The organism is Paractinoplanes toevensis (assembly GCF_018332695.1).
Lineage (GTDB): Bacteria > Actinomycetota > Actinomycetes > Mycobacteriales > Micromonosporaceae > Actinoplanes > Actinoplanes toevensis.
The window spans coordinates 54150-74170 of record NZ_BOQN01000092.1; the positions used below are offsets into that span (position 1 = coordinate 54150).

The following is a 20021-nucleotide window of genomic DNA, read 5'->3' on the forward strand; positions in this document are numbered from 1 at the left end:
ATGCGCAGACGCACACTTCTCGGGGTCGGCGGCGCGGCGGTTCCCGTCCTGTTCAGCGGCAGCCCCGCCGCGGCCTCCCCGGCCCGCCGCTGGGTGCACACGTGGGTGGCGATGCCGCAGCTCACCGAGCCCGGCAACCTGCCACCGGCACCGTTCACCGGCGAGTCGTCGGTCCTGGTCGACACCACCCTCCGGCAGACGGTGCACATCACCATCGGCGGCCCACGCGTGCGGGTCCGCTTCTCCAATGCGTTCGGCGGGGCCGCCCTGCCGATCACGGCGGCCGTGATCGGCCGCCCCACGGACGGGCTCGCCGGGGTTCCTGGGGTGGTCCCCGGCAGCCTCCGTCCCCTCACCTTCGGCGGCCGCCCCGGCACGGTGGTGCCGATCGGCGCGCAGGTCGTCTCCGACCCGGTGGACCTGGCCGTCCACACCGGCGAGAACCTGTCGATCACCGTCTACCTGGCGTCCGGCCAGGCGACCCTCAACCTCACCTCACACCCCGGTTCTCGCACCACGTCGTACCTCGTCCAGGGCGACCAGCACACCGCGCCGGACCTGCCCGGCGCGGTCGGGGTGGCGCACTGGTACCTGATCAGCGGCGTCGAGGTGCCCGCCACCGCGCCCGCCCTGGCGATCGTCGGCGACTCCCTCACCGACGGCCGGGGCTCGACGACCAACGGCAACGACCGCTGGCCCGACCAGCTGTTCGCCCGGCGGCAGCGGATCGCCGTCCTGAACCAGGCGGCCGGCGGCAACCGCATCCTCAACGACGGCCTCGGCCCGAGCGTCCTGGCCCGCCTGGACCGCGACGTGCTGGCCACCGGCGGCGTCGACCGGATGCTGCTCTTCGAGGGCGTCAACGACATCGGCACCGCCCCCGCCGACGTGGCCTCGCAGAAACAGGTGACCGACGACGTGCTGTTCGCCTTCGAACAGATCGTGGAGCGAGCCCACGCCCGCGACATCACGGTCTACGGCGCGACCATCACCCCGTTCGGCGGCAACACCGGCTACGACGACCCGGACGGCCTGCGCGAGGCCTCCCGCCAGACCCTCAACCGAGCCATCCGCCGAGGCCGGATATTCGACGAGACGGCCGACTTCGACGTGGCAGCCCGCGACCCGGCCACCCCGCGCCGGCTCAACCCGGCCTACGACACCGGCGACCACCTGCACCTCAACCCGGCCGGCTATGCGGCCCTCGCGGCGGCGGTCCCGCTGCGCTGGCTCTCGCCCTAGGTCCCTCTTGCGAGCCGGGCGGTTCGCCGCCACGTCCGCCCGGCTCTCTCCACCCGGCTTCCCCACGTCGGGAGAGTCGAGAATCTGATGGAGGGAGCCGGAGCGTGGGTGCGGCGGTAAGACTTGTCGGTGTGAGCTTGAACGTCGGTGACGAAATGATGCGGCTGCTCGGCGTGCTGCGGCACCAGCCGACCGACAAGTGGGTTCGTGCCCGGGTCGGCGACCGGATCGTCGTCGACAGTCGTGCGGCGCTGCTGCTGTGGGAACCGCGCCGCATCGTGCCCACGTACGCCGTGCCGGACAAGGATGTCCGGGCCGAACTCGTAGCCGTCGAGCCGGTTCCGGAGAGCGACCTACCGGTACTGCACCCCGGGATCCCGTTCGCCGTGCACTCCACCCCCGGGCAGACGTACGACGTCCGCGTCGGGGACGAGGTCCGCGAGCGCGCCGCATTCCGTCCGGACGACGTGGACCTCGCCGGGCACGTGGTGCTCGACTTCGACGCGTTCGACTGGACCGAGGAGGACGAGCCCCTGTTCTCCCATCCGCGTGACCCGTTCTCCCGCGTCGACGCACGTCGCAGCAGCCGGCACGTCCGCATCGAGCGGGACGGCGTGCTGCTCGCCGAGTCCCGCACCCCGACCCTGGTGTTCGAGACGAAGCTGCACCCGCGGTTCTACCTGCCGCGCGAGGACATCAAGGCAGAGGTTCTGCCCAGCGACATGGTGACCGCCTGCCCGTACAAGGGCCGCGCCACCTACCTGTCGTTCGCGGTAGGGGAGAATTTGGCCTGGACCTACCCGGACCCGCTGCCGGACGCGTCGCCCCTCGCCGGTCTGGTCGCGTTCTTCGACGAGGTTGTCGACGTGACCGTCGACGGCGTACCCCGAACGCGGCCCGATACGCCGGTCGCCAAGGTCATGAAAGACGAGTTCGGCGTCTCCTGAATCGAATGATCACCGGCGTGGGCGAGGCGGCCGCTACTCGAAGCGGGACGGGTCGCCGGCGCCTACCCGGAGGATCTCCGGCTCGCCGTCGGAGAGGTCGATCACCGTTGTCGGCTCCACGCCGCACTCGCCGGAGTCGACGACGGCCTCCAGCTGGTGGTCCAGGGTTTCCTTGATCTCCCAGCCGATGGTCATCGGTTCCTCCTGGCCGGGCAGCAGCAGCGTGCTCGACACCAGCGGCTCGCCCAGTTCGGCTAGTAGCGCCTGCACGACCTGGTGCTGCGGGATGCGTACCCCGACGGTCTTCTTCTTGGGGTGCAGCAGGCGCCGGGGCACCTCCCTGGTGGCCGGCAGGATGAACGTGTAGGGGCCTGGCGTGGACGCCTTGACCAGGCGGAACGAGGCGTTGTTGAGCTGCACGAACTGGCCGATCTGGGCGAAGTCGTGACACATCAGCGTGAAGTGGTGGCGGTCGTCGAGGTGGCGGATCTCGCGGATGCGGTCCAGGCCGTCCTTGTTGCCCATCCGGCAGCCGAGCGCGAAACACGAGTCGGTGGGATAGGCGATCAGGCCGTCCGCCCGCACGATGTCCACGATCTGCCGAATCGACCGCGCCTGCGGATTGTCCGGGTGTACGTCGAAATACTTCGCCACTCCCGCCAGCCTAGGCCAAGCCACCCGTCGCCAACTGGCCATCCCCCGCATGCGCCGCCGCTGGCAGGCTCGAAGACGTGCGGAACGTAGTCGTCCTGATGTCCTCCACCGTCCGTCCGTTCGAGCTGGCCGTCCTCTGCGAGGTCTTCGGCACCGATCGGACGGCGCGCGGCGTGCCGGCCTTCGACTTCGCGATCGCCTCGGCCACGCCGGGCGTGCCGGTGCCGGCGTTCGGTGGCCTGACCATCACGCCGGCCGCCGGCCTCGACCGGCTCCGCGCCGCCGACCTGGTCGCGGTGGCGCCGCCGGCCGCTCCGGGCCGGCAGGTGGATCCGGCCGTCGCCGCGGCGTTGCACGCCGCGGTCGCGCGAGGTGCTCGGCTGGTCGCGCTCGGCTCCGCGACCTTCACTCTCGCGTCGGCCGGGCTGCTTGACGGGCGTACGGTCGCCGCACCCTGGATGTACGCGCAGCAGCTGGCCGACTGGTTCCCCCGGTTACGCGTCGACCCGTCGGTCCGTTTCGTCGACGACGATCCGATCCTGACCGCGGCCGCCGGCATCGACCTGTGCCTGCATCTGATCCGCAAGGATCACGGTGCGGCCGCCGCGAACGCGGTCGCGGCGGGTATGCGGTTCGGCCCGGCCGGGCACCCGCCGGCCCGACGGCCCGACGACGACATCGCGGCGCTGCTCGACTGGGCCGCCGGCAACCTGCACGAGGACCTGTCCATCGAGGTTCTGGCCCGGCGCGCGCTGCTGTCGACGCGGTCGCTGGCGCGGCGGTTCCGGGCGGCTACCGGCGTCACCCCGTACGCCTGGGTCCTGGACCAGAGGGTGAGTCTCGCCCAGCAGTTGCTGGAGACGCAGCCTTCGCTGGGGGTGGAGGAGGCCGCGGGCCGGGCCGGTTTCAGTTCCGCGGCTCTGCTGCGGCAGCATTTCCAGCGCCGTTTCGGCTGCTCGCCGTCGCAGTACCGGTCGCGGTTCGCGCCGTCACCGCGTGGATGACGCTCGCCATGTCCTCGGTGCCCCGGCCCAGCTGCTCGGTTTCGGCGTAGAGCTCCCGGCAGACGTCGAGCAGCGGCGCCGCGATCCGGTGCGCGCGGGCGGCCTCGACGATGAGCCGGTTGTTGTAGTGCACGTCCCGGATCGAGGCCTGAACCGCGAAGTCCCGGTCGACGATCTTCCCGGATTTTCCCTGGGAGACGAACGAGGCCATCGGGCCGGCGTCGAGGACGTCCTTGAGGAGGGCCTGGTCGAGCCCGACACCCTCGGCGAAGTGGAAGGCCTCGGCCAGTCCGGTCACCATGCTGATCAGGAACGTGTTGACGGCCAGCTTCATGAGCAGCCCGTTCGGCACCGGGCCGCACTCGAACACGGCCCGGCACATCGGCGCGAGCAGCGGGCGTACCTGTCGCCGGTCCCCGTCCTCCCCGGCCAGCATCGCGACCAGCTGGCCGGCCTCGGCCGGCCCTCGCGAGCCGGACACGGGTGCCTCGACGTAACGGCCGCCGTACGCCCGGATCCGGTCGCCGAGCCGCGCGGAGTAATCGGGTGCGGTGGTGCCCATGTGCACGACCGTGCGATCGGCGACGTGCGGGCCGATCACCGTGTCGATGGCCTCGGCGTTCGCCAGCATCAGGAACACGACCTCGGCCCGCTCGAACACCTCGGGCGGCCCGGCGGCACCCCGCGCTCCCGGCAGTGCCGCCCCCGACCTGGTCCAGACGACGAGATCGTCACCGGCCGCCACCAGGTTGGCGGCCATCGGCCGCCCCATCACTCCGAGCCCCAGAAAACCCAGCACCATGGGCACACCGTAGGACGAGGCGGGCCGCCCCTCGCAGTGATTGTGCGCAGGGATCGCGCCAATCCGACCGGGTCAGCGGCGGCTGCGGGACCCGGCGATCACGCTGACGCCCACGGCGGCCAGCACGACCTGGATGGTCAGCTCGATCCAGTCGATGCCGGGGGTGTCGGCGACGCCGATCGCGGCGGCGAGGAACGTGCCGACCACGGCGGCGCCGATGCCGATCAGGATGGTCAGCCAGATCGGGATGTTCTGCTTACCGGGGGCGAAAAGACGCCCGAGGGCGCCGATGATCAGGCCAATGATGATCGCGGTGATGATCCCGGTGATGTGCACGGCAGCTCCTCGAGGTTCTCTTCGTCAACACTGACGCGGGCGGCTGTGCGTGACATCGGGGAAACCCCGGATTCCGCTGCGGGTCAGGTGCCGAGGAAGTCGATGGCGTGCTGCCACAGTTCGGGCGAGTCGGTGAACCACAGGGCGTCGGTGCCGGCCACCGTGCGCAGGCGGGCGTCGGGCAGATGCTCGGCCAGGAACCGGGCGTGGCCGGGGTCGACGTTGAGGCAGTTGCGGCGGTGCAGCACCAGCGTCCGTGCGGTGATCGCGGGCAGGCGGTGGCGCAGGTCGGTGCCGGTGGCCGCGGCCCGGATCGAGGTGGCCACGGCCGGGCTCGCGGCGCGCCGGCCGATCCGGTTCCACCAGCGCCGGAACTCGTCGTCGGCGGCCACGCTCGGGGCGGCCTGGGCGACCGAGTCCACCCCCAGCGCCGGGTCCACGGTGTCCCGGATCAGCGTCTCGGTGGTGGCCGGATCCAGGCCGTACGGGTAACCGGCACCACGGGTGTAGCGCGGGTAGCACTGCGCCAGGATCAGCGACCGCACCCGGTCGGGGTGCCGGGCGGCGAACTCCAGCGCGACCAGGCCGGTGTCGAAGTTGCCGAACAGGTCGGCCCGGTCGATCGCGAGGTCGTCGAGGACCCGGCGCACGTCGGCGACCCACTGGTCGAGCGGGTTCTCGGCCGGGTCCAGCGGATCGGACAGGCCGATGCCGGACCGATCCAGGCACACGACGGCGGCGTGTTCGGCGAGGGCGGTGAGCGCCGTGCGGGCCTGCGCGCCGTCCAGCAGACCGTCGATGGTGAGCATCGCCGGGTTGAGAACGACCAGGTCACGACCACGATCAGAAAGCCGGGTGTACGCCGTGGAGCCACCGGCGTAGCGGACCGCCGTGGTGACCGCCGGGGCCGGCGCGGGCGACCGCAGCACCTCGGCCTGAGCATCGCGCAGCGCGGCCGACGGGTCCAGGCCGACCTCGACCAGCGCGGCCCGCGCCGCGGCGGCGGCCCGCAGCGCCTCGGCCGGCCGGCCCGCCCGGTGCAGGGCGCGCACGCGCAGCACCCACAGTGGCTCGTCCAGCGGGTCGGTGGTGGTCAGTTCCTCCAGCTCGGCCAGTGCCGAGCCGGGATCGCCGCCGGCCACCAGACAGCCGAGATGCTCCTGCACGAGGAGCCGCCGTTCCCGCCGCCACGCCTGCCGCAGCGCCGCCGCCGCGGTCGTGTCCGGGAACTCGGGCTCGCCCCACCACAGGGCCCGGGCCTCGGCCAGCACCGTCGCCGCGCCGTCCGGACGGCCGTCGGCGAGCAACCGGCGGGCCCGCGCCCGGGCCGCGGCGACCAGGCCGACGTCGGTGCGGCCGGGCGCGACCACCAGGCGGTACGCGTCCCGGCCGGCCCGTTCGACCTCGGCGTCCGGCAGCGCGGCGCGGATCCGCGACAGATGGGCGCGCAGCGTCTTGACGGCCGAGGGCGGCGGGTCGTCCCAGAGCAACCCGGCCAGCTCGTCGAGGGTGACCACGGCCGGGGCCCGGACGGTCAGGACGGTCAGCACCTCGCGGGCCTTGCGCTCCAGCCGGAGCCCAGCGCCCGGTCCGAGTACCCGCACGGTCACGACGCCCAGCGTAGGCCACATCCGGACCACATCCATCCCGCGCCGGGCGGCACCTAACTTCGGGTCCATGATGGTTCTGGAGAGACACTTCACCGGCGCCGTGTTCCGGCCCGGCCGACCCGGTTACGACGAGCACCGGCTCGGCTGGCAGCGGGCCTTCGACCCGCGCCCGGCCGTCATCGCCGCCGCCGCGACCGAGGCCGACGTGCGCACCGCGGTCCTCGCCGCCCGCGACCAGGAACTGCCGCTCGCGGTGCAGGCCACCGGCCACGGCATGGTCGTGCCCGCCGACGGCGCCCTGCTGTTGAGGACGACGGCGCTGGCCGGCATCGAGATCGACCCGCACCGGCGGGTCGCCCGGGTCGGTCCCGGCGCGATCTGGGCGGACGTGAACCGGGCCGCCGCCCGCTACGGCCTGGCCGGGCTGGCCGGCCGCTGCGGCACGGTCGGGGTGACCGGGTACACGGTCGGCGGCGGTCAGTCCTGGCTGTCCCGGACGTTCGGGTTCGCCGCCGACAGCGTGGTCAGCGCCGACGTCGTCACCGCCGACGGGACCGCGGTGACCGCGACCGCCCGGCAGCACCCCGACCTGTTCTGGGCGCTGCGCGGCGGCGGCGGGAACTTCGGCATCGTCACGTCGCTGGAGTTCCGGCTGTACCCGGTGGCTCGCGTCTGGTGCGGCATGTCGCTGTACCCGCTGGAGAACGCGGCCGCCACCCTCGCCGCCTACCGGGACTGGGCCCCCGGTGAGCCCGACGCCATGAACACGGCGGTCCTGCTGATCCGGCCACCGTCGCCGGGCCGGCGGGTCCTGGCCATCCGGGCCTTCCACCACGGCGACGACGGGCGCGCGATCCTCGCCCCGCTGCTGGACGCGGCCGGGCCGCCGCTGGTCGACGCGTTCGGCGTACGGCCGTTTCCGTCGGCGAGCGATGCCACCAACGGCCCGCAGGTGCCGCCGATGGCCCTCCGCCAGGAGATCGAGATGTTCCGCACCCTGCCCGGCGAGGTGCTCGACGCCGTCGTCGAGGCCGGTGCGGCCGACTCCCCGCTCGCCTTCGTCGAACTGCGGCACTGGGGTGGCGCGATGGCCCGCCCCGGCCCGGACGCCGGCCCGGCCGGGCACCGCGACGCGCCGTTCTCGGTGATGGCGGTCGGCCCGCAGCCGGTCGCCGAACCGGCCCTCGACCGGCTGACCGGCCGGCTCCGGCCGCACGCCACCGGCGGATCGTTCCTCACCCTCCAGATGGACCGTACGAAGACCCGCACCGCGTTCACCGACCACAACTACGCCCGTCTGCGGGCCGTCAAACGCGCCTGGGACCCCGGCAACTTCTTCCACCTCGGCCACAACATCCCACCGAACTGAGGAGACCCGATGACCCGCATTCTCGTCACCGCCGCCACCGGACACGTCGGCGCCGACGTCGTCCGCGCCCTGCAGTCCCGCAACGTCGAGGTCGTCCCGGGCGACTTCGACGATCCCGCCTCGCTGCGGCACGCCCTCGCCGGCGTCGACCGGGTCTACCTCAGCGCCGCCGACGGTCCCGCCAAGGTCGCCCGCGAGTGCGCGGTCATCGACGCGGCCGCCGAAGCCGGGGTCGGACGGATCGTCAAGCTCTCCGCCATGCACGCCGACCCCGCCTCGGCCCTGCCGGTGTTCCGCTGGCACGGCGAGATCGAGGCCCACCTGCGCCGATCGGAGGTACCGGCGGTGATCCTGCGCCCGGCGTTCTTCATGACCAACCTGCTCATGGTCGCGCCCAGCGTCGCCCGCACCGGCGTGCTGCACGCGCCGACCGCCGGCCGGCGGGTCGCGATGATCGACCCCCGCGACGTCGCCGCGGTCGCCGCCGCCGTCCTCCTCGGTGACGGACATGAGGACCGGACGTACGCCCTCACCGGTCCCGCCGCGATCACCTTCGCCGAGGTGGCCGCCGCCCTCGGGGTGGACTTCGCCGACCTCACCGAGGAGGAGGCCCGGCCCCGGTTCACCGGTGCCGGCCGGCCCGACTGGCTCGGCACCCACCTGGCCGGCGTCTTCGGCGTCATCCGGGCCGGCGGCTTCGAACGAACCACCGGGCACGTCGCCGAGATCACCGGGCGGCCGGCCCGCGACATAGTGACCTTCGCCCGCGACCATGCCGCCGCGTTCACCCCGGCCGATAAGCTCCGAAGTCATGGCGGAGAGTTATTTCGAGCGGGTCGGTGAGTCGAGTTTCAAGCCGACCGAGCACGTCGGCGGGGCCTGGCGGACCGACGAGCAGCACTTCAGTCCGCTCGGCGGGCTGATCGTGCACGCGCTCGACCGCCACGTGCCGGACGGCCTGGTCATCGCCCGGATCAGCTACGACATCCTCGGGAAGATCGACCTCGACGAGTGCGAGATCACCGTCGAGAAGATCCGGCCCGGGCGCACGATCGAGCTGCTCGAAGCCGTCGTCACCATCGGCGGGCGGTCGGTCGTCCGGGCCCGCGCCTGGCTGCTCTCGGTGCAGGACACCGCGGCCGTCGCCGGCACATCAATCGCGCCGATCGCCGCGCTGGAGTCGGTCGAGCCGTGGCGGATGAGCGACCTGTGGACCGGCGGCTACATCGGGTCGATCGAGGTGCGGCGCACCCCGGAATCGGTGCCCGGCCGGGCCACCACCTGGATCACCACGGACGTCGAGCTGGTCGCGGGGGAGACGAGCAGCCCGCTCGCCTCGTTCGTGGCGATGGTCGACACGGCCAACGGCATCGCGGTGCGGCAGGACCCCACCGAGTGGATGTTCCCCAACGTCGACCTGACCATCCACCTGCACCGGCAGCCGGAAGGCCGCTGGACCGGCCTGGACACGACGGTGACGTTCGGCCCGGCCGGTCAGGGCCTGACCAGCACCGTCCTGCACGACGTCAACGGCCCGGTCGGCGCCGCCCAGCAGATCCTCACGGTCCGTCGGCTGCGGTAGGGGCATAGGCTCCGACCAGCTCGTAGATCTCGTCGACCAGGGCGTTCTCATCAACGAACGCGCTGGGCCCCACGGCTTCGAGGATCGAGCGGAGCAGTCCGCGGTCGGTCAGCAGGTCGAGCAGGTCACGGCCGTGTTCCCGGCATTCCCTGGCGAACTGCTCCAGCGCGATCCGCCGGAGCCGGCGCCCGTGCCGCTGGCTCAGAGCTTCTACGTAGATGTTGGTTCGCCCGGTCGCGGTCTCTCCGGTGTAGGTCCCGAGTGGCAACTCGAGGAACAGCCACGCGTTCGAGGCGGCCTTCGCGCGGTCGGCGAGGTAGGTGATGTCGCCGAATTCCCGCCAGAACGGGATCAGTACGTACATGAGCTCGCGATTGTCGAAGCCGGTCTGCACGAACGCCGATTTGCGCAGTTGCCGCCCGGTGTCCGAGTCGGCCGCGACCGTGGCGTCCCAGTACCACGACGCGTCCTCGCGGGATGCCGGTCGTTCCTCCGGCGGCCAGGGCAACGACGGCATGACCGCGATATCGGTCCCGTCCTCGACCCGGATCGACAGCCGGGTCGGGTCGGCCGTCAGCTTCCATTCGACCCGGAACGACTGCCACAGCCGCCGGGCGTCCTCGGGTTCGAGCTGGCTCATCCACAGCAGAGCCAGACAGCGCCAGTTGATCACGACCGGCTCGCCGACCAGATCGGTCACGTCGATCGGGCCGTCGCTCAGCAGCACGGCCAGGCTCACCAGGTTGGCCGAGAACGCCGCCTGGCGCTGGGCCAGAGTGCGCCGTTCCGGTTCGTATTCGGCGAGGGTCCACCGCGGGTGCGGGTAGCCGGCTTCCGGCAGCAGTTCCAGGATCAGATCGCGGCAGCGCTGCCGGGCCGGCGCGTCCAGGGCGGCGAGCATGCCCTGGCAGAACTCCCACAGCGGCGCCCGCCGGGTCAGGGTGGTGAACGAGGTCAGCGCGTAGAAGAAGCCGGCGTCCAGCGCGGCGCCCGGCCGGCGGCGCAACTGGGCGCGGTCCTCGGCCAGGTCGACCAGGGCGGCGACGATCAGCCGGGCCGACAGGAACTCGCCGAACGTGGCGTGCAGGAACTCGAAGCTGCGCCGCGCGCTGCCGGTGTCCTGGCTGGCCCTCGACTCGTGCACGAAGAAGAACCGGCCCACCAGGAGCTGCGCGACGGTCAGCGGCCGTGCCGAGGCCGGGCGGGGAGCCCGGTCCTCCGCGCTGAGCAGATGCCGCATGTCGGTTTCGAGTTCGTCGTCGAGCAGGACGTCGCGGCCGCGGTTGTGCATGGCCACCGCCACCGCGGACAGGCGCCGCCACTCGGCCGCCACCTCGGCGTCCCACTGGTCGGGGCTGAGACCGCCGCCGAGCTTGTCCACCTCGCGGTCGAAGAAGTCGCCGAACAGTCGCTCGTACAGCCCGACGCGATCGAGCGAGTCCTGATGGCGCTGCAGCTGGTTTTCGCGGCCGTCGTAGAGGGCCAGCATGAGCAGCAGCAACGGCTGGCTGGCCAGCTCCCGGTGGGTCAGCGCCACCTCGGGTGGCAGGGGCCGCAGCCCGCGGGCGGCCAGCCCGGGTGCGTTGGCCGCGTTCCAGATGTCGAGCCAGGCCCGGACATGATCGTCGCTGAACGGGGACAGCCGGACGACGGTGGTGTCCTCGGGGAAGCGGGCCCGGTCGGCCACCACGGTCCGGCTGGTCACCACCACGGTGAGCGGCCGGCCCAGCTCGGCCTCCCGCTCCTGGAACTCCTGCAGTTGTTCCAGGTAATCGGCCCAGTTCTGCCCGGTGGCCTGCAACAGCTCGTCGAAGCCATCCATGATGACCACCGGCAGCGCACCCTCGGACCGGCGCACCAGTTCGGGCCAGCGGACGCTCTCACCGAGTAGTAGGTAGAGACCTTCTTCTATCTGGCGCTGCACCGGGGAGTCGGCCCGCACGTTGCGCAGCTCCACCCGTACCGGAAGAAAGCCGGCGCCGGACAGCCGGGCCGCGAGCACCCGGGTCAGGACCGATTTGCCGGAACCGGGATGGCCGAGCACGACGATCGGGCGGTCGGTGGCGCCGGGCGCGGTGAGCGCGGCGAACAGGAAGTCCTGCACGTCGGCGACCGGCCGGCCGCGGGCGGCCCACCACGACTCGGTGGCCGGCAGCGAGGACGGGCTTGCCCGCGCGAACAGTCCGGCCGGTTCCTGATAGGCCTCGCGCAGGGTCGGCAGGACCAGATCGCCGGCCCCGTCGGCGCTGCTCAGAATCGGTTTGCCCAGCCAGGCGGCGTAGCGGCGGACGAGTCCGGCCGGCACCTCGTCCTCGGGCGGCCGGTGATCCGCCAGGGCGCGGATCGCGTCGCGGACCAACTCCCGGGTGGCTCGCGCGTCGGTCATCGCGGTCCAGAGCCGGAACTCCGGGATCTCGGCGGCGAGCCGGCGGAAGGAGGCGCGGTACCGGTCGATGGCGGCCTGGCCGAGCGCGGTGGTGGCCTGGTTGTCGTGCAGGCGGTCGGTGAAGGCGCTGAGGCCGGTGAGAAACGTGATCACCCGGCCGGCGACCTGCCAGTAGTAGTCGTGCAGTTCCCGTTCGACGTCCTCGATCGGGACGGCCGGTTCGGGGTAGGGCGGGCAGCCGTCCAGTACGCCACTGACCAGGGCGGCATGCGAACCGGTGGCCAGCACCGTCATCTCTTCCGCGGAGAGCCGCGCCTCGTCCAGATCCAGACCACGCTCCGCGAGCCAGGCGTCGAGGGCCTCGTAGAACGAGACGATGACGATCACCGTGTGGGCGGCGACCAGTCGATCCGTACGGTCGAAGCGGTTGAGGTCCTGGGTCTTGGACCGCCAGGCGGCCACCGCCTGATGGCCCCAGCGCACCACCTGGTCGCGCAGGGCGAAGAAATCCACCGTGCCGACGCTGACCACGGTGACCGCCCCGGCCGCCAGGCCGGCCAGCGAGCCCAGTCGGTCCACCAGGTCGGACTCGCCGTCGAGCAGCCGGACCGCGTCGGCGAAGGAGAGCCCCCGGGACCTCATCCCGCGGACGGTAACGCACACCTTCAAGAAGCGTGGCGGGCGCGCCGGACCAGGACCATGCTGGGGGTGTGGAAACTGAACTCTTCATCGGTGGCAAGTGGGTCCCCGCGTCCTCGGGGAATCGTTTCGATGTGCTCGACCCGGCGACCGGCGACGTGATCGCCTCGGTCGCCGACGGCGGTGAGGCGGACGCGGCCGCCGCGGTGGATGCGGCGGCCGAGGCGGCCAAGGCTTGGGCGGCCACGCCTCCGCGGGTACGCGGTGAGCACCTGCGCCGTGCTTTCGAGCTGATGAGCGCCCGCGCCGACGAACTGGCCAAGCTGATCTCGCTGGAGAACGGCAAGGCGCTGGTCGACGCGAAGGGCGAGGTGACGTACGCGGCCGAGTTCTTCCGCTGGTTCGCGGAGGAGGCGGTCCGGGGCGAGGGCATCGTCAGCACCGCGCCGAGCGGCGCCAACCGGATTCTGGTGGTGCGGCAGCCGGTGGGGGTGTGCGTACTTGTCACGCCCTGGAATTTCCCGGCCGCCATGGCCACCCGGAAGATCGGGCCGGCGCTCGCCGCCGGCTGCACCGTGATTCTGAAGCCGGCCAGCGACACCCCGCTGACCGCCCTCGCGATGGCCGGGATCCTCGCCGAGGCCGGCGTGCCGGCCGGCGTCGTCAACGTGCTGCCGTCGCGCAGCTCCGGCAAGGTCGTGTCGAAGATGCTGGCCGACCCGCGGGTGCGCAAGGTGTCGTTCACCGGGTCGACCGAGGTGGGGCGCATCCTGCTCGCGCAGGCGGCGGAGAACGTCGTCAACACATCGATGGAGCTGGGCGGCAACGCGCCGTTCCTGGTGTTCGCCGACGCCGACCTGGACGCGGCGCTGGACGGCGCGATGATCGCGAAGATGCGCAACGGCGGCGAGGCGTGCACGGCGGCGAACCGGTTCTACGTGGAGGCGTCGGTGGCCGACGAGTTCTCCCGGCGGCTGGCCGAGCGGATGGCCGGTCTCGTGGTGGGCCCGGGCACCGACGAGAAGACGCAGGTCGGGCCGCTGGTCAACGAGGACACCGTGGCCAAGGTGGACAGCCTGGTTCGCGAGGCCCTCGACGCGGGGGCGACCGCGGTGACCGGGGGTGAGCGGCCGGGCGGGCCGGGCTTCTACTACCCGCCGACCGTACTGACCGGCATCGCGGGGGACGCGCCGATCCTGCGCGAGGAGATCTTCGGGCCGGTCGCGCCGATCGTCACCTTCACCAGCGAGGACGAGGCGGTCCGGTACGCCAACGACACCGAGTTCGGGCTCGTCGCGTACGTCTTCACCTCCGATCTCGCCCGCGGTCTGCGGGTGAGCGAGGCGATCGAGGCCGGCATGGTCGGCCTCAACCGTGGCCTGGTCAGCGACCCGGCGGCGCCGTTCGGCGGGGTGAAGCAGTCGGGCATCGGGCGTGAGGGCGGGCACGAGGGGCTCTTGGAGTACCTGGAGTCGAAGTACATCGCGGTCAACTGGTAACTCGCTGAAAGTCGGGCCGGAGGCATTGCCTCCGGCCTATTTCGTACTGCTATTGTGCTAGTAATCTAGTGGAATGGTGGTTACGGATGATCGAGTTCCATCTGGACTCCCGGTCCGGCGTCTCGCCCTACATGCAGCTCATCCAGCAGGTCCGGCACGCGCTGCGGCTCGGCCTGCTCAAGGAGGGCGACAAGCTGCCCACCGTCAAGGATGTGGTGGCCCGCGTCGCGATCAACCCGAACACGGTGCTGAAGGCCTACCGCGAGCTGGAGTACGAGGGGCTGGTGCAGCCCCGCCCCGGCCTCGGCACCTTCGTCACCCGCTCGCTCGGCAGCGAGGAGGACCTCGCCGCCCACGAGCCGCTGCGGCGTGACCTCGAGGGCTGGCTGGCCAAGGCGCGCGACGCGGGCCTCGACGAGGAAAGCATCGAGGCCCTGTTCATCCAGACATTTCGCCGCTTTTCGGCGGAGCGAGCGGGACGGAGAGGCTAGCGATGACCAGCGCGGTAGTGACCCAGAAACTGACTAAGAAGTACGGGCGGAAGACCGCCCTGTCCGACTGCTCCCTGGACATCCCGGCCGGCCACGTCGTCGGTCTCGTCGGCCCCAACGGTGCCGGCAAGTCGACCCTGCTCCAGCTCGTCTGCGGCCAGCTCAACCCGACCGCGGGCAGCCTCACGGTGCTGGGCGCGCCGCCGGTCACCGGTTCGCCGCGGATCGGGTTCGTCGCCCAGGACACCCCGGTCTATGGCAGCCTCTCCATCGAGGATCACCTTAGTTTCGGCAAGCACCTCAACCCGGCGTGGGACGACGATCTGGCGCGGGAGCGGATCGAGCGGCTCGACCTCGACCCGAAGCAGAAGGCCGGCAAATTGTCCGGCGGCCAGCGCGCCCAGGTCGCACTCACCCTGGCCATCGCCAAGCGGCCCGAGCTGCTGCTGCTCGACGAGCCGGTGGCCGCGCTCGACCCGCTCGCCCGCCGGGAGTTCCTGCAGGGCCTGATGGAGTACGTCGCCGAGTCCGGCACCAGCGTGGTCATGTCGTCCCACCTGGTGGCCGACCTGGAACGCGTCTGCGACTACATGATCGTGCTGGTCAAGTCCAAGGTCCGAGTCACCGGGGAGGTCGAGGAACTGCTCGCCACTCACCACCACGTCACGGGGGCGCGCGTGGACCCGGAGAATCTCGGACCGGGCCGCACGGTGATCCAGGCCCGGCACACCGATGTGCAGTCCAGCCTGGTCGTGCGCAGCAGCGCGCCGATCGACGACCCGGCGTTCAGCGTGGCCGGGATCGACCTGGAGGACCTCGTCCTGGCATACATGTCCGAGGCCGCGAACGGCCGTGACCGCGTACTGGAGAAGCAGCGATGATCTGGCTCACCTGGCGTCAGTTCCGAACCCAGGCCGTGATCGGCCTGGCCCTGGTGATCGCGGTCGCCGCGGCCTACCTGGCGACCCGATCGACCCTGCTCGACATCGCCCGGGACAGCGGTTACACGGCCTGCACCGCCGACTGCGGACAGCTCGCGAGCCAGTTCGTCAAGACGGCCCGGAGCGGCTACCTCGGCAAGCTCTATCAGATCGGTGCCCTCGTCCTGTTGCTGTTCCCGGCCCTGGTCGGGCTGTTCTGGGGCGCGCCGCTGGTCGCCCGCGAACTCGAGGCCGGCACCCATCGCCTGGTCTGGAACCAGTCGATCAGCCGCAACCGCTGGCTGGGCGTGAAGCTCGGCGGCATCGGGCTCGCCACCGCCACGGTCGCCGGCCTGGCCAGCTGGGCGATCACCGCGTGGGCCAGCCCACTCGACAAGGTCGACGGCTGGGTGACTCCGCTGACCTACGCGGCCCGCGGCATCGTGCCGATCGGCTACGCCGTCCTCGCGTTCGTCGTCGGCGTGACCATCGGCATGGTGCTGCGCCGGACGGTGGCGGCGATGGCGGTCACCCTGGTGGTCGTCGCCGCCGCCATGGTCGGCGGCCTCTTCCTCCGCGAGCAGCTCGTCGCGCACAGCACCTATCAGGCCGCGCTGCCGGCCGACTGGGACGGCGGCATCAGCCTCAGCCCGGACGACCCCAGCCACGACATCCGGGTCGAGGTGGAACCGCCGGAGGTTGCCACCTGGGTCCTCAGCAACACGATCCTCGGCTCGACCGGCGCCAAGTATCACGGACCGTACGACCCCGACTACTGCGGACCTCACGCGACGAAGGGCGGCGACGGTCCGCAGGGCTGCCGGAACTGGTTGACCGCGCAGAATTTGCAGCAAAAGGTCACATACATCGGAAACGACAAGTTCTGGGTCATGCAGTGGCGAGAAACCGGTGTCCTGCTGGTAGCTTCGTCGCTCCTGGCGATCTTCTGCTTCTGGTGGATCAGGCGTCGGGTGGCGTAGCGTGCGATGGCACTGTGGGTAACGGCTGATGTTGACGCTCGGAAGATGAACTATTTTTCTTCCGAGCGCCGTACCCCTAGTCGAGCGTCGTGCGGACTACTCGATACTGGGGCGACGTTCGGCCGGACCACACAGGTCGGGATCCACCTGAGAGGAATTCTCGGAAATGCGCAAGAAGCTGCTGGCGCTCGCGACGGTCGGGCTGCTGGCGACGGTCACCATGACAGCGTGTGACGACTCGGATGGTTCGAGTGATGCCAGTAGCGGCAATGACGGCGGCGGTAGCGGTTCCGGCAAGGCCCGCGTCGGCGTGATCATGCCGGACACCAAGAGCTCCCAGCGGTGGAAGACCGACGACCCGAAGTTCCTGAAGGCCGCCTTCGACGCGGCCGGCGTGCCGGTCGAGATCCAGAACGCCGAGGGTGACCGCGCGAACTTCCAGAAAATCGGCGACCAGATGATCAACAGCGGCATCAAGGTGCTGATCATCGCGAACCTCGACTCGGACTCCGGCAAAGCGGTCATCGAGAACGCGAAGGCCAACAAGATCCCGGTCATCGCGTACGACCGGCTGATCCGCAACGGCGGCGCCGACTACTACGTCAGCTTCGACAACGAGAAGGTCGGCAAGTACCAGGCGTACGGCCTGATCAACTGCATCGAGTCCAAGAACATCAAGAACCCGGTCATCGCCGAGCTCAACGGCTCGTCGACGGACAACAACGCGAGCCTGTTCAAGGCCGGCTACGACAGTCAGCTGCAGCCGAAGTACGACAGCGCCGAGTACACCAAGGGCCCCGACCAGTCCGTCCCCGACTGGGACAACGACGAGGCCGGCAAGATCTTCGAGCAGATGATCCAGCAGCAGCCGAAGATCGACGGGGTGCTCGCCGCCAATGACGGCCTCGGCAACGCGGTCATCGAGGTGCTCCGCAAGAAGGGACTGGCCGGCAAGGTCCCGGTCACCGGCCAGGACGCCACCCTGCAGGGCCTGCAGAACCTGCTGACCGGCGAGCAGTGCGTCACCATCTACAAGCGCATCAAGCCGGAGGCGGACGCCGCGGCCGGCCTCGCTATCAAGCTGTTCAAGGGCGAGAAGCCCTCGGTGACCGGCCAGATCAAGGACCCGGAGTCGGGCGCGTACGTGCCGTTCGTGAGCCTGGAGCCGCTGCAGATCGACGTCACCAGGGTCAAGGACGTGGTGACCGACGGCTTCGTCACCAAGAAGGACCTGTGCGCCGGTAAGTACGCCAAGCTGTGCACGCAGTACGGCGTGGGCGTCACGCCCAGCGCGAGCAGCGACACGGCCGACGACAAGTAGAACCCTGTCGCAAAGGGGCCGGCCTTCGCCGGCCCCTTTGCCGTGTAACGGGATGCTGACGACGACCTTCTCCGCGGCCCCCTGGGTGATGGTCAGCTCGGTGGTGAGGATCGCCCCGAAGTCCACCTCGACCGGTTTCTTGTGCACGGCGACGATGCTGAGCCGGGCGCCGTGCTTGGCCGCGCCCAGGACCGTCTCGATCACCACGGGAGCGCCGGCCGCGTCGAGGTAGACGTCGGTGGCCGGCTTGACCCCGCGGACCCCGACCCCCTTCGGCGCCGCACCGTGCAGCTCGATCAGCCGCCCGGCGACGTCATGGGTGCCGAGCACGGCGTCGCGGATCAGCACGAATCCGGAGGGTCGTGATCCGGTCGGCCGACGATCATGTCCCGCTCGGCGTCACGGCGGTGGCCGCCTTCGACGACGACACCGCCCGGCGCGTGCTGGCCCGGACGGACCGGGCGGACCTGGCGGTGATCGGCTTCGACGAAACCGCGCACGGCGCCTTCTGGAAGCCGTCGCTGACCACGGTCCGCATCGACGCCGCCGGCTACGGCCGCCGCGCCGCCCGCCGCGCCCTCGGCCACCCCGCCGGGGACGCCCCGGTGGAGGCGTCCCGGGTGATCGTGCGGGAGTCGGCCTAGAGATCTTTTCCGGTCGAGGTCCCGTCAATTCCAGAAAAGGGCGGGCTTCCTGGAAACGGAGGGCGGGACGCTTTCGAGCGGAGGATCTTTCGGTACGCGCCGGGCTCACTCCCGTGGCACGCGGTCCCGGCAGGTGCAACGCACCCTCCGCGCGCCCGCTGCGGGAGGGCCCGGCCCAAGCCCCCAACCCGCCACCGAACAGTCCCGGCGACGGCCGTCTATCTCCCGCCTGGTGGTCGCTGCTCGCGGGTACCGGGTCGCCGTCCCGCATCCCGGACATAGTCCCGTCTGATGGACGGCGCTTCCACTCCGTGGACCACCCGGCGGACAGAAGAACATGACATATCGCCTATGCCCGATGCCGACAGCTCGGTCAGACGCGATCTTGTGGACTTGCCGTGCGGAGCGGCAACTCCACAAGATCTGCGATGCCGGGCGCCGCGACGTGGCACCGACGCCTCACTGACCGGCCGAATACGTATAAAACGCCCTTCGAGCAGAGCGGCGCGTGTGGATGAGCAGCGCAAGGCGTTGCCGCGCGGGGGCTGAGTGCGTGTGTCGTTGCGCGAGAGTCGCGGCACGTGCCGGTGTTGCAGGCTGGTCGCGGGGTGGCGGCGGTCGGGGGTGGTTGCGGTTGTTGACGGTGTTGCCCGTATTGGAAAAGGGTTTGATTCTCGCGACCCTGACCTCGAAAGGTGTCTAGTCTCGCCAGGGCCGCAGCTTCTCCGGGTTGCGCACCGCCCAGATGCGCCGGATCCGCTCGCCCGCGATCTCGAACGCGAACACTGTCGCGATGGCCCCGTCCTGCCAGGCCACCAGGCCGGGCCGGCCGTTGACCGTACGCTCCTGGAACGTCGTACGGTCGCCCGCCAGCCGCGCGATCTCGGCGTAGGCGCGGGCGATCCGCTCGCCGCCCACGATCGGTTCCAGGTGGGTGACCGCCCGCCCGCCGCCGTCGGCGGTCGCGGTGGCGTCCGGATCGAGCAGGCCGATCAGGGCGTCGATGTCCTTGGCCTCCCAGGCCGTCCGGAACCGCCGCACGATGCCGGCCTGCTCGGTGCTCGGTGCGGCCGGAGCTTGCGCGGTGCGGACCCGGCGGCGGGCCGACGAGGCCAGCTGGCGGCAGGCCGCCGGAGTACGGCCGACGATCTCGGCGACCTCGCCGAACGGGTAGCGGAAGACGTCGTGCAGGACGAACGCGACCCGCTCGGCCGGGGTCATCGCCTCCAGGACGACCAGGAAGGCCATCGTCACCGACTCGTCGAGGGTGATCCGGTCGGCCGGATCGGTGATCGACTCCGCGGGCTCGGGCAGCGGCTCCGGGATCCAGTCACCGACGTAGGTCTCCCGCCGGGCCCGCGCCGATCCGAGCAGATTCAGGCAGATGCGGCCGGCGACCGTCGTCAGCCAGGCGCCGGGCCGCTCGATGGCCTGCTGCTCGGCGGCGGACATGGCGTACCAGCGGGCGTAGGTCTCCTGCACCACGTCCTCGGCGTCGGTGAGGGACCCGAGGAGCCGGTAGGTGAAGTTGATCAGTTGCCGCCGCTCGCTCATGCCCATACGACAACACAGCGCCCCGGATTGTGAGGCCTCAC

The 20021-nt window shown here is 71.1% G+C and carries 17 protein-coding genes and 1 pseudogene; 12 read left to right on the plus strand and 6 right to left on the minus strand.

What is annotated here, in order from left to right; translation table 11 throughout:
- Both Ato02nite_RS35565 and Ato02nite_RS35570 read left to right on the plus strand, forming a co-directional pair.
- Positions 1–1242, plus strand: a complete 1242-nt coding sequence (locus Ato02nite_RS35565) for an SGNH/GDSL hydrolase family protein (protein ID WP_213011073.1) — start codon at positions 1–3, stop codon at positions 1240–1242.
- A gap of 131 nt (positions 1243–1373) precedes the next feature.
- Positions 1374–2189 carry a DUF427 domain-containing protein gene (locus Ato02nite_RS35570; protein ID WP_213011074.1) on the plus strand — a complete coding sequence of 272 codons (816 nt, stop codon included), beginning with the start codon at positions 1374–1376 and terminating at the stop codon, positions 2187–2189.
- Between the two features lie 33 nt (positions 2190–2222).
- Here Ato02nite_RS35570 and Ato02nite_RS35575 read toward each other — a convergent pair whose 3' ends face one another.
- Positions 2223–2843, minus strand: coding sequence for an L-threonylcarbamoyladenylate synthase (locus Ato02nite_RS35575; protein ID WP_213011075.1), 621 nt, complete (start codon positions 2841–2843; stop codon positions 2223–2225).
- A 77-nt stretch (positions 2844–2920) separates the two neighbouring features.
- Between Ato02nite_RS35575 and Ato02nite_RS35580 the strand changes: the two genes are divergently transcribed.
- Positions 2921–3847: a GlxA family transcriptional regulator gene (locus Ato02nite_RS35580; protein ID WP_213011076.1), complete on the plus strand. Its 927-nt coding sequence runs from the start codon at positions 2921–2923 to the stop codon at positions 3845–3847.
- Here Ato02nite_RS35580 and Ato02nite_RS35585 read toward each other — a convergent pair.
- The 3 genes from Ato02nite_RS35585 to Ato02nite_RS35595 all read right to left on the minus strand — a co-directional run bounded on the left by Ato02nite_RS35585 (position 3750) and on the right by Ato02nite_RS35595 (position 6595).
- Entirely contained in the window at positions 3750–4649 is a 900-nt protein-coding gene (locus tag Ato02nite_RS35585; protein WP_213011077.1) for an NAD(P)-dependent oxidoreductase, read from the minus strand. The two genes, Ato02nite_RS35580 and Ato02nite_RS35585, sit on opposite strands and share 98 nt — an antisense overlap.
- 72 nt (positions 4650–4721) lie before the next feature.
- Positions 4722–4985, minus strand: coding sequence for a GlsB/YeaQ/YmgE family stress response membrane protein (locus Ato02nite_RS35590; RefSeq protein ID WP_213011078.1), 264 nt, complete (start codon positions 4983–4985; stop codon positions 4722–4724).
- An 83-nt stretch (positions 4986–5068) separates the two neighbouring features.
- Positions 5069–6595, minus strand: coding sequence for a bifunctional AfsR/SARP family transcriptional regulator/alpha/beta hydrolase (locus tag Ato02nite_RS35595; RefSeq protein WP_213011079.1), 1527 nt, complete (start codon positions 6593–6595; stop codon positions 5069–5071).
- A 67-nt stretch (positions 6596–6662) separates the two neighbouring features.
- Here Ato02nite_RS35595 and Ato02nite_RS35600 point away from each other — a divergent pair, with 67 nt between their 5' ends.
- The 3 genes from Ato02nite_RS35600 to Ato02nite_RS35610 are packed head-to-tail and all read left to right on the plus strand — an operon-like array spanning position 6663 to position 9546.
- Positions 6663–7964 (plus strand): FAD-binding oxidoreductase, encoded by a 1302-nt coding sequence (locus Ato02nite_RS35600; RefSeq protein WP_213011130.1) that lies wholly within the window; start codon positions 6663–6665, stop codon positions 7962–7964.
- 9 nt (positions 7965–7973) lie between these two features.
- The gene (locus Ato02nite_RS35605) at positions 7974–8807 is read left to right on the plus strand and encodes an NmrA family NAD(P)-binding protein (protein WP_213011080.1); all 834 of its coding nucleotides are present in this window, start codon (positions 7974–7976) and stop codon (positions 8805–8807) included.
- Positions 8776–9546 (plus strand): thioesterase family protein, encoded by a 771-nt coding sequence (locus Ato02nite_RS35610; protein WP_213011081.1) that lies wholly within the window; start codon positions 8776–8778, stop codon positions 9544–9546. Before Ato02nite_RS35605 ends, Ato02nite_RS35610 begins: the two co-directional genes overlap by 32 nt.
- Here Ato02nite_RS35610 and Ato02nite_RS35615 read toward each other — a convergent pair.
- Entirely contained in the window at positions 9524–12574 is a 3051-nt protein-coding gene (locus tag Ato02nite_RS35615) for an NACHT domain-containing protein (RefSeq protein WP_213011082.1), read from the minus strand. The two genes, Ato02nite_RS35610 and Ato02nite_RS35615, sit on opposite strands and share 23 nt — an antisense overlap.
- 68 nt (positions 12575–12642) lie before the next feature.
- On the opposite strand from Ato02nite_RS35615, the gene Ato02nite_RS35620 reads away from it, so the two are divergent.
- The 6 genes and pseudogenes from Ato02nite_RS35620 to Ato02nite_RS35645 form a co-directional block, all read left to right on the plus strand.
- Positions 12643–14070 carry an NAD-dependent succinate-semialdehyde dehydrogenase gene (locus Ato02nite_RS35620; RefSeq protein WP_213011083.1) on the plus strand — a complete coding sequence of 476 codons (1428 nt, stop codon included), beginning with the start codon at positions 12643–12645 and terminating at the stop codon, positions 14068–14070.
- Between the two features lie 86 nt (positions 14071–14156).
- Positions 14157–14561 (plus strand): GntR family transcriptional regulator, encoded by a 405-nt coding sequence (locus tag Ato02nite_RS35625; protein WP_213011084.1) that lies wholly within the window; start codon positions 14157–14159, stop codon positions 14559–14561.
- 2 nt (positions 14562–14563) lie between these two features.
- A complete protein-coding gene (locus Ato02nite_RS35630; protein ID WP_213011085.1) occupies positions 14564–15442 on the plus strand; it encodes an ABC transporter ATP-binding protein in 879 nt (292 codons plus the stop codon).
- On the plus strand, positions 15439–16461 hold the full coding sequence (locus Ato02nite_RS35635; RefSeq protein WP_213011086.1) for an ABC-2 membrane transporter-related protein: 1023 nt from the start codon (positions 15439–15441) through the stop codon (positions 16459–16461). The genes Ato02nite_RS35630 and Ato02nite_RS35635 overlap by 4 nt, the downstream gene beginning before the upstream one ends.
- Positions 16462–16627: 166 nt before the next feature.
- On the plus strand, positions 16628–17782 hold the full coding sequence (locus Ato02nite_RS35640; protein ID WP_213011087.1) for a sugar ABC transporter substrate-binding protein: 1155 nt from the start codon (positions 16628–16630) through the stop codon (positions 17780–17782).
- Between the two features lie 296 nt (positions 17783–18078).
- Positions 18079–18426: pseudogene (locus Ato02nite_RS35645) on the plus strand (substrate-binding domain-containing protein); the annotation flags it as partial.
- Positions 18427–19125: 699 nt separating this feature from the next.
- Here the strand turns inward: Ato02nite_RS35645 and sigJ are convergent.
- Positions 19126–19980: an RNA polymerase sigma factor SigJ gene (gene sigJ, locus Ato02nite_RS35650; RefSeq protein ID WP_213011088.1), complete on the minus strand. Its 855-nt coding sequence runs from the start codon at positions 19978–19980 to the stop codon at positions 19126–19128.
- Positions 19981–20021 lie beyond the last annotated feature (41 nt).

Excerpts from the sequence above, each read along its gene's own strand:
- Ato02nite_RS35565 (WP_213011073.1), top strand. The coding sequence starts at position 1 with ATGCGCAGACGCACACTTCTCGGGGTCGGCGGCGCGGCGGTTCCCGTC.
- Ato02nite_RS35585 (WP_213011077.1), bottom strand. The coding sequence starts at position 4,649 with ATGGTGCTGGGTTTTCTGGGGCTCGGAGTGATGGGGCGGCCGATGGCC.
- Ato02nite_RS35600 (WP_213011130.1), top strand. The coding sequence starts at position 6,663 with ATGATGGTTCTGGAGAGACACTTCACCGGCGCCGTGTTCCGGCCCGGC.
- Ato02nite_RS35605 (WP_213011080.1), top strand. The coding sequence starts at position 7,974 with ATGACCCGCATTCTCGTCACCGCCGCCACCGGACACGTCGGCGCCGAC.
- Ato02nite_RS35610 (WP_213011081.1), top strand. The coding sequence starts at position 8,776 with ATGGCGGAGAGTTATTTCGAGCGGGTCGGTGAGTCGAGTTTCAAGCCG.
- Ato02nite_RS35615 (WP_213011082.1), bottom strand. The coding sequence starts at position 12,574 with ATGAGGTCCCGGGGGCTCTCCTTCGCCGACGCGGTCCGGCTGCTCGAC.
- Ato02nite_RS35625 (WP_213011084.1), top strand. The coding sequence starts at position 14,157 with ATGATCGAGTTCCATCTGGACTCCCGGTCCGGCGTCTCGCCCTACATG.
- Ato02nite_RS35630 (WP_213011085.1), top strand. The coding sequence starts at position 14,564 with ATGACCAGCGCGGTAGTGACCCAGAAACTGACTAAGAAGTACGGGCGG.
- Ato02nite_RS35635 (WP_213011086.1), top strand. The coding sequence starts at position 15,439 with ATGATCTGGCTCACCTGGCGTCAGTTCCGAACCCAGGCCGTGATCGGC.
- Ato02nite_RS35640 (WP_213011087.1), top strand. The coding sequence starts at position 16,628 with ATGCGCAAGAAGCTGCTGGCGCTCGCGACGGTCGGGCTGCTGGCGACG.
- sigJ (WP_213011088.1), bottom strand. The coding sequence starts at position 19,980 with ATGAGCGAGCGGCGGCAACTGATCAACTTCACCTACCGGCTCCTCGGG.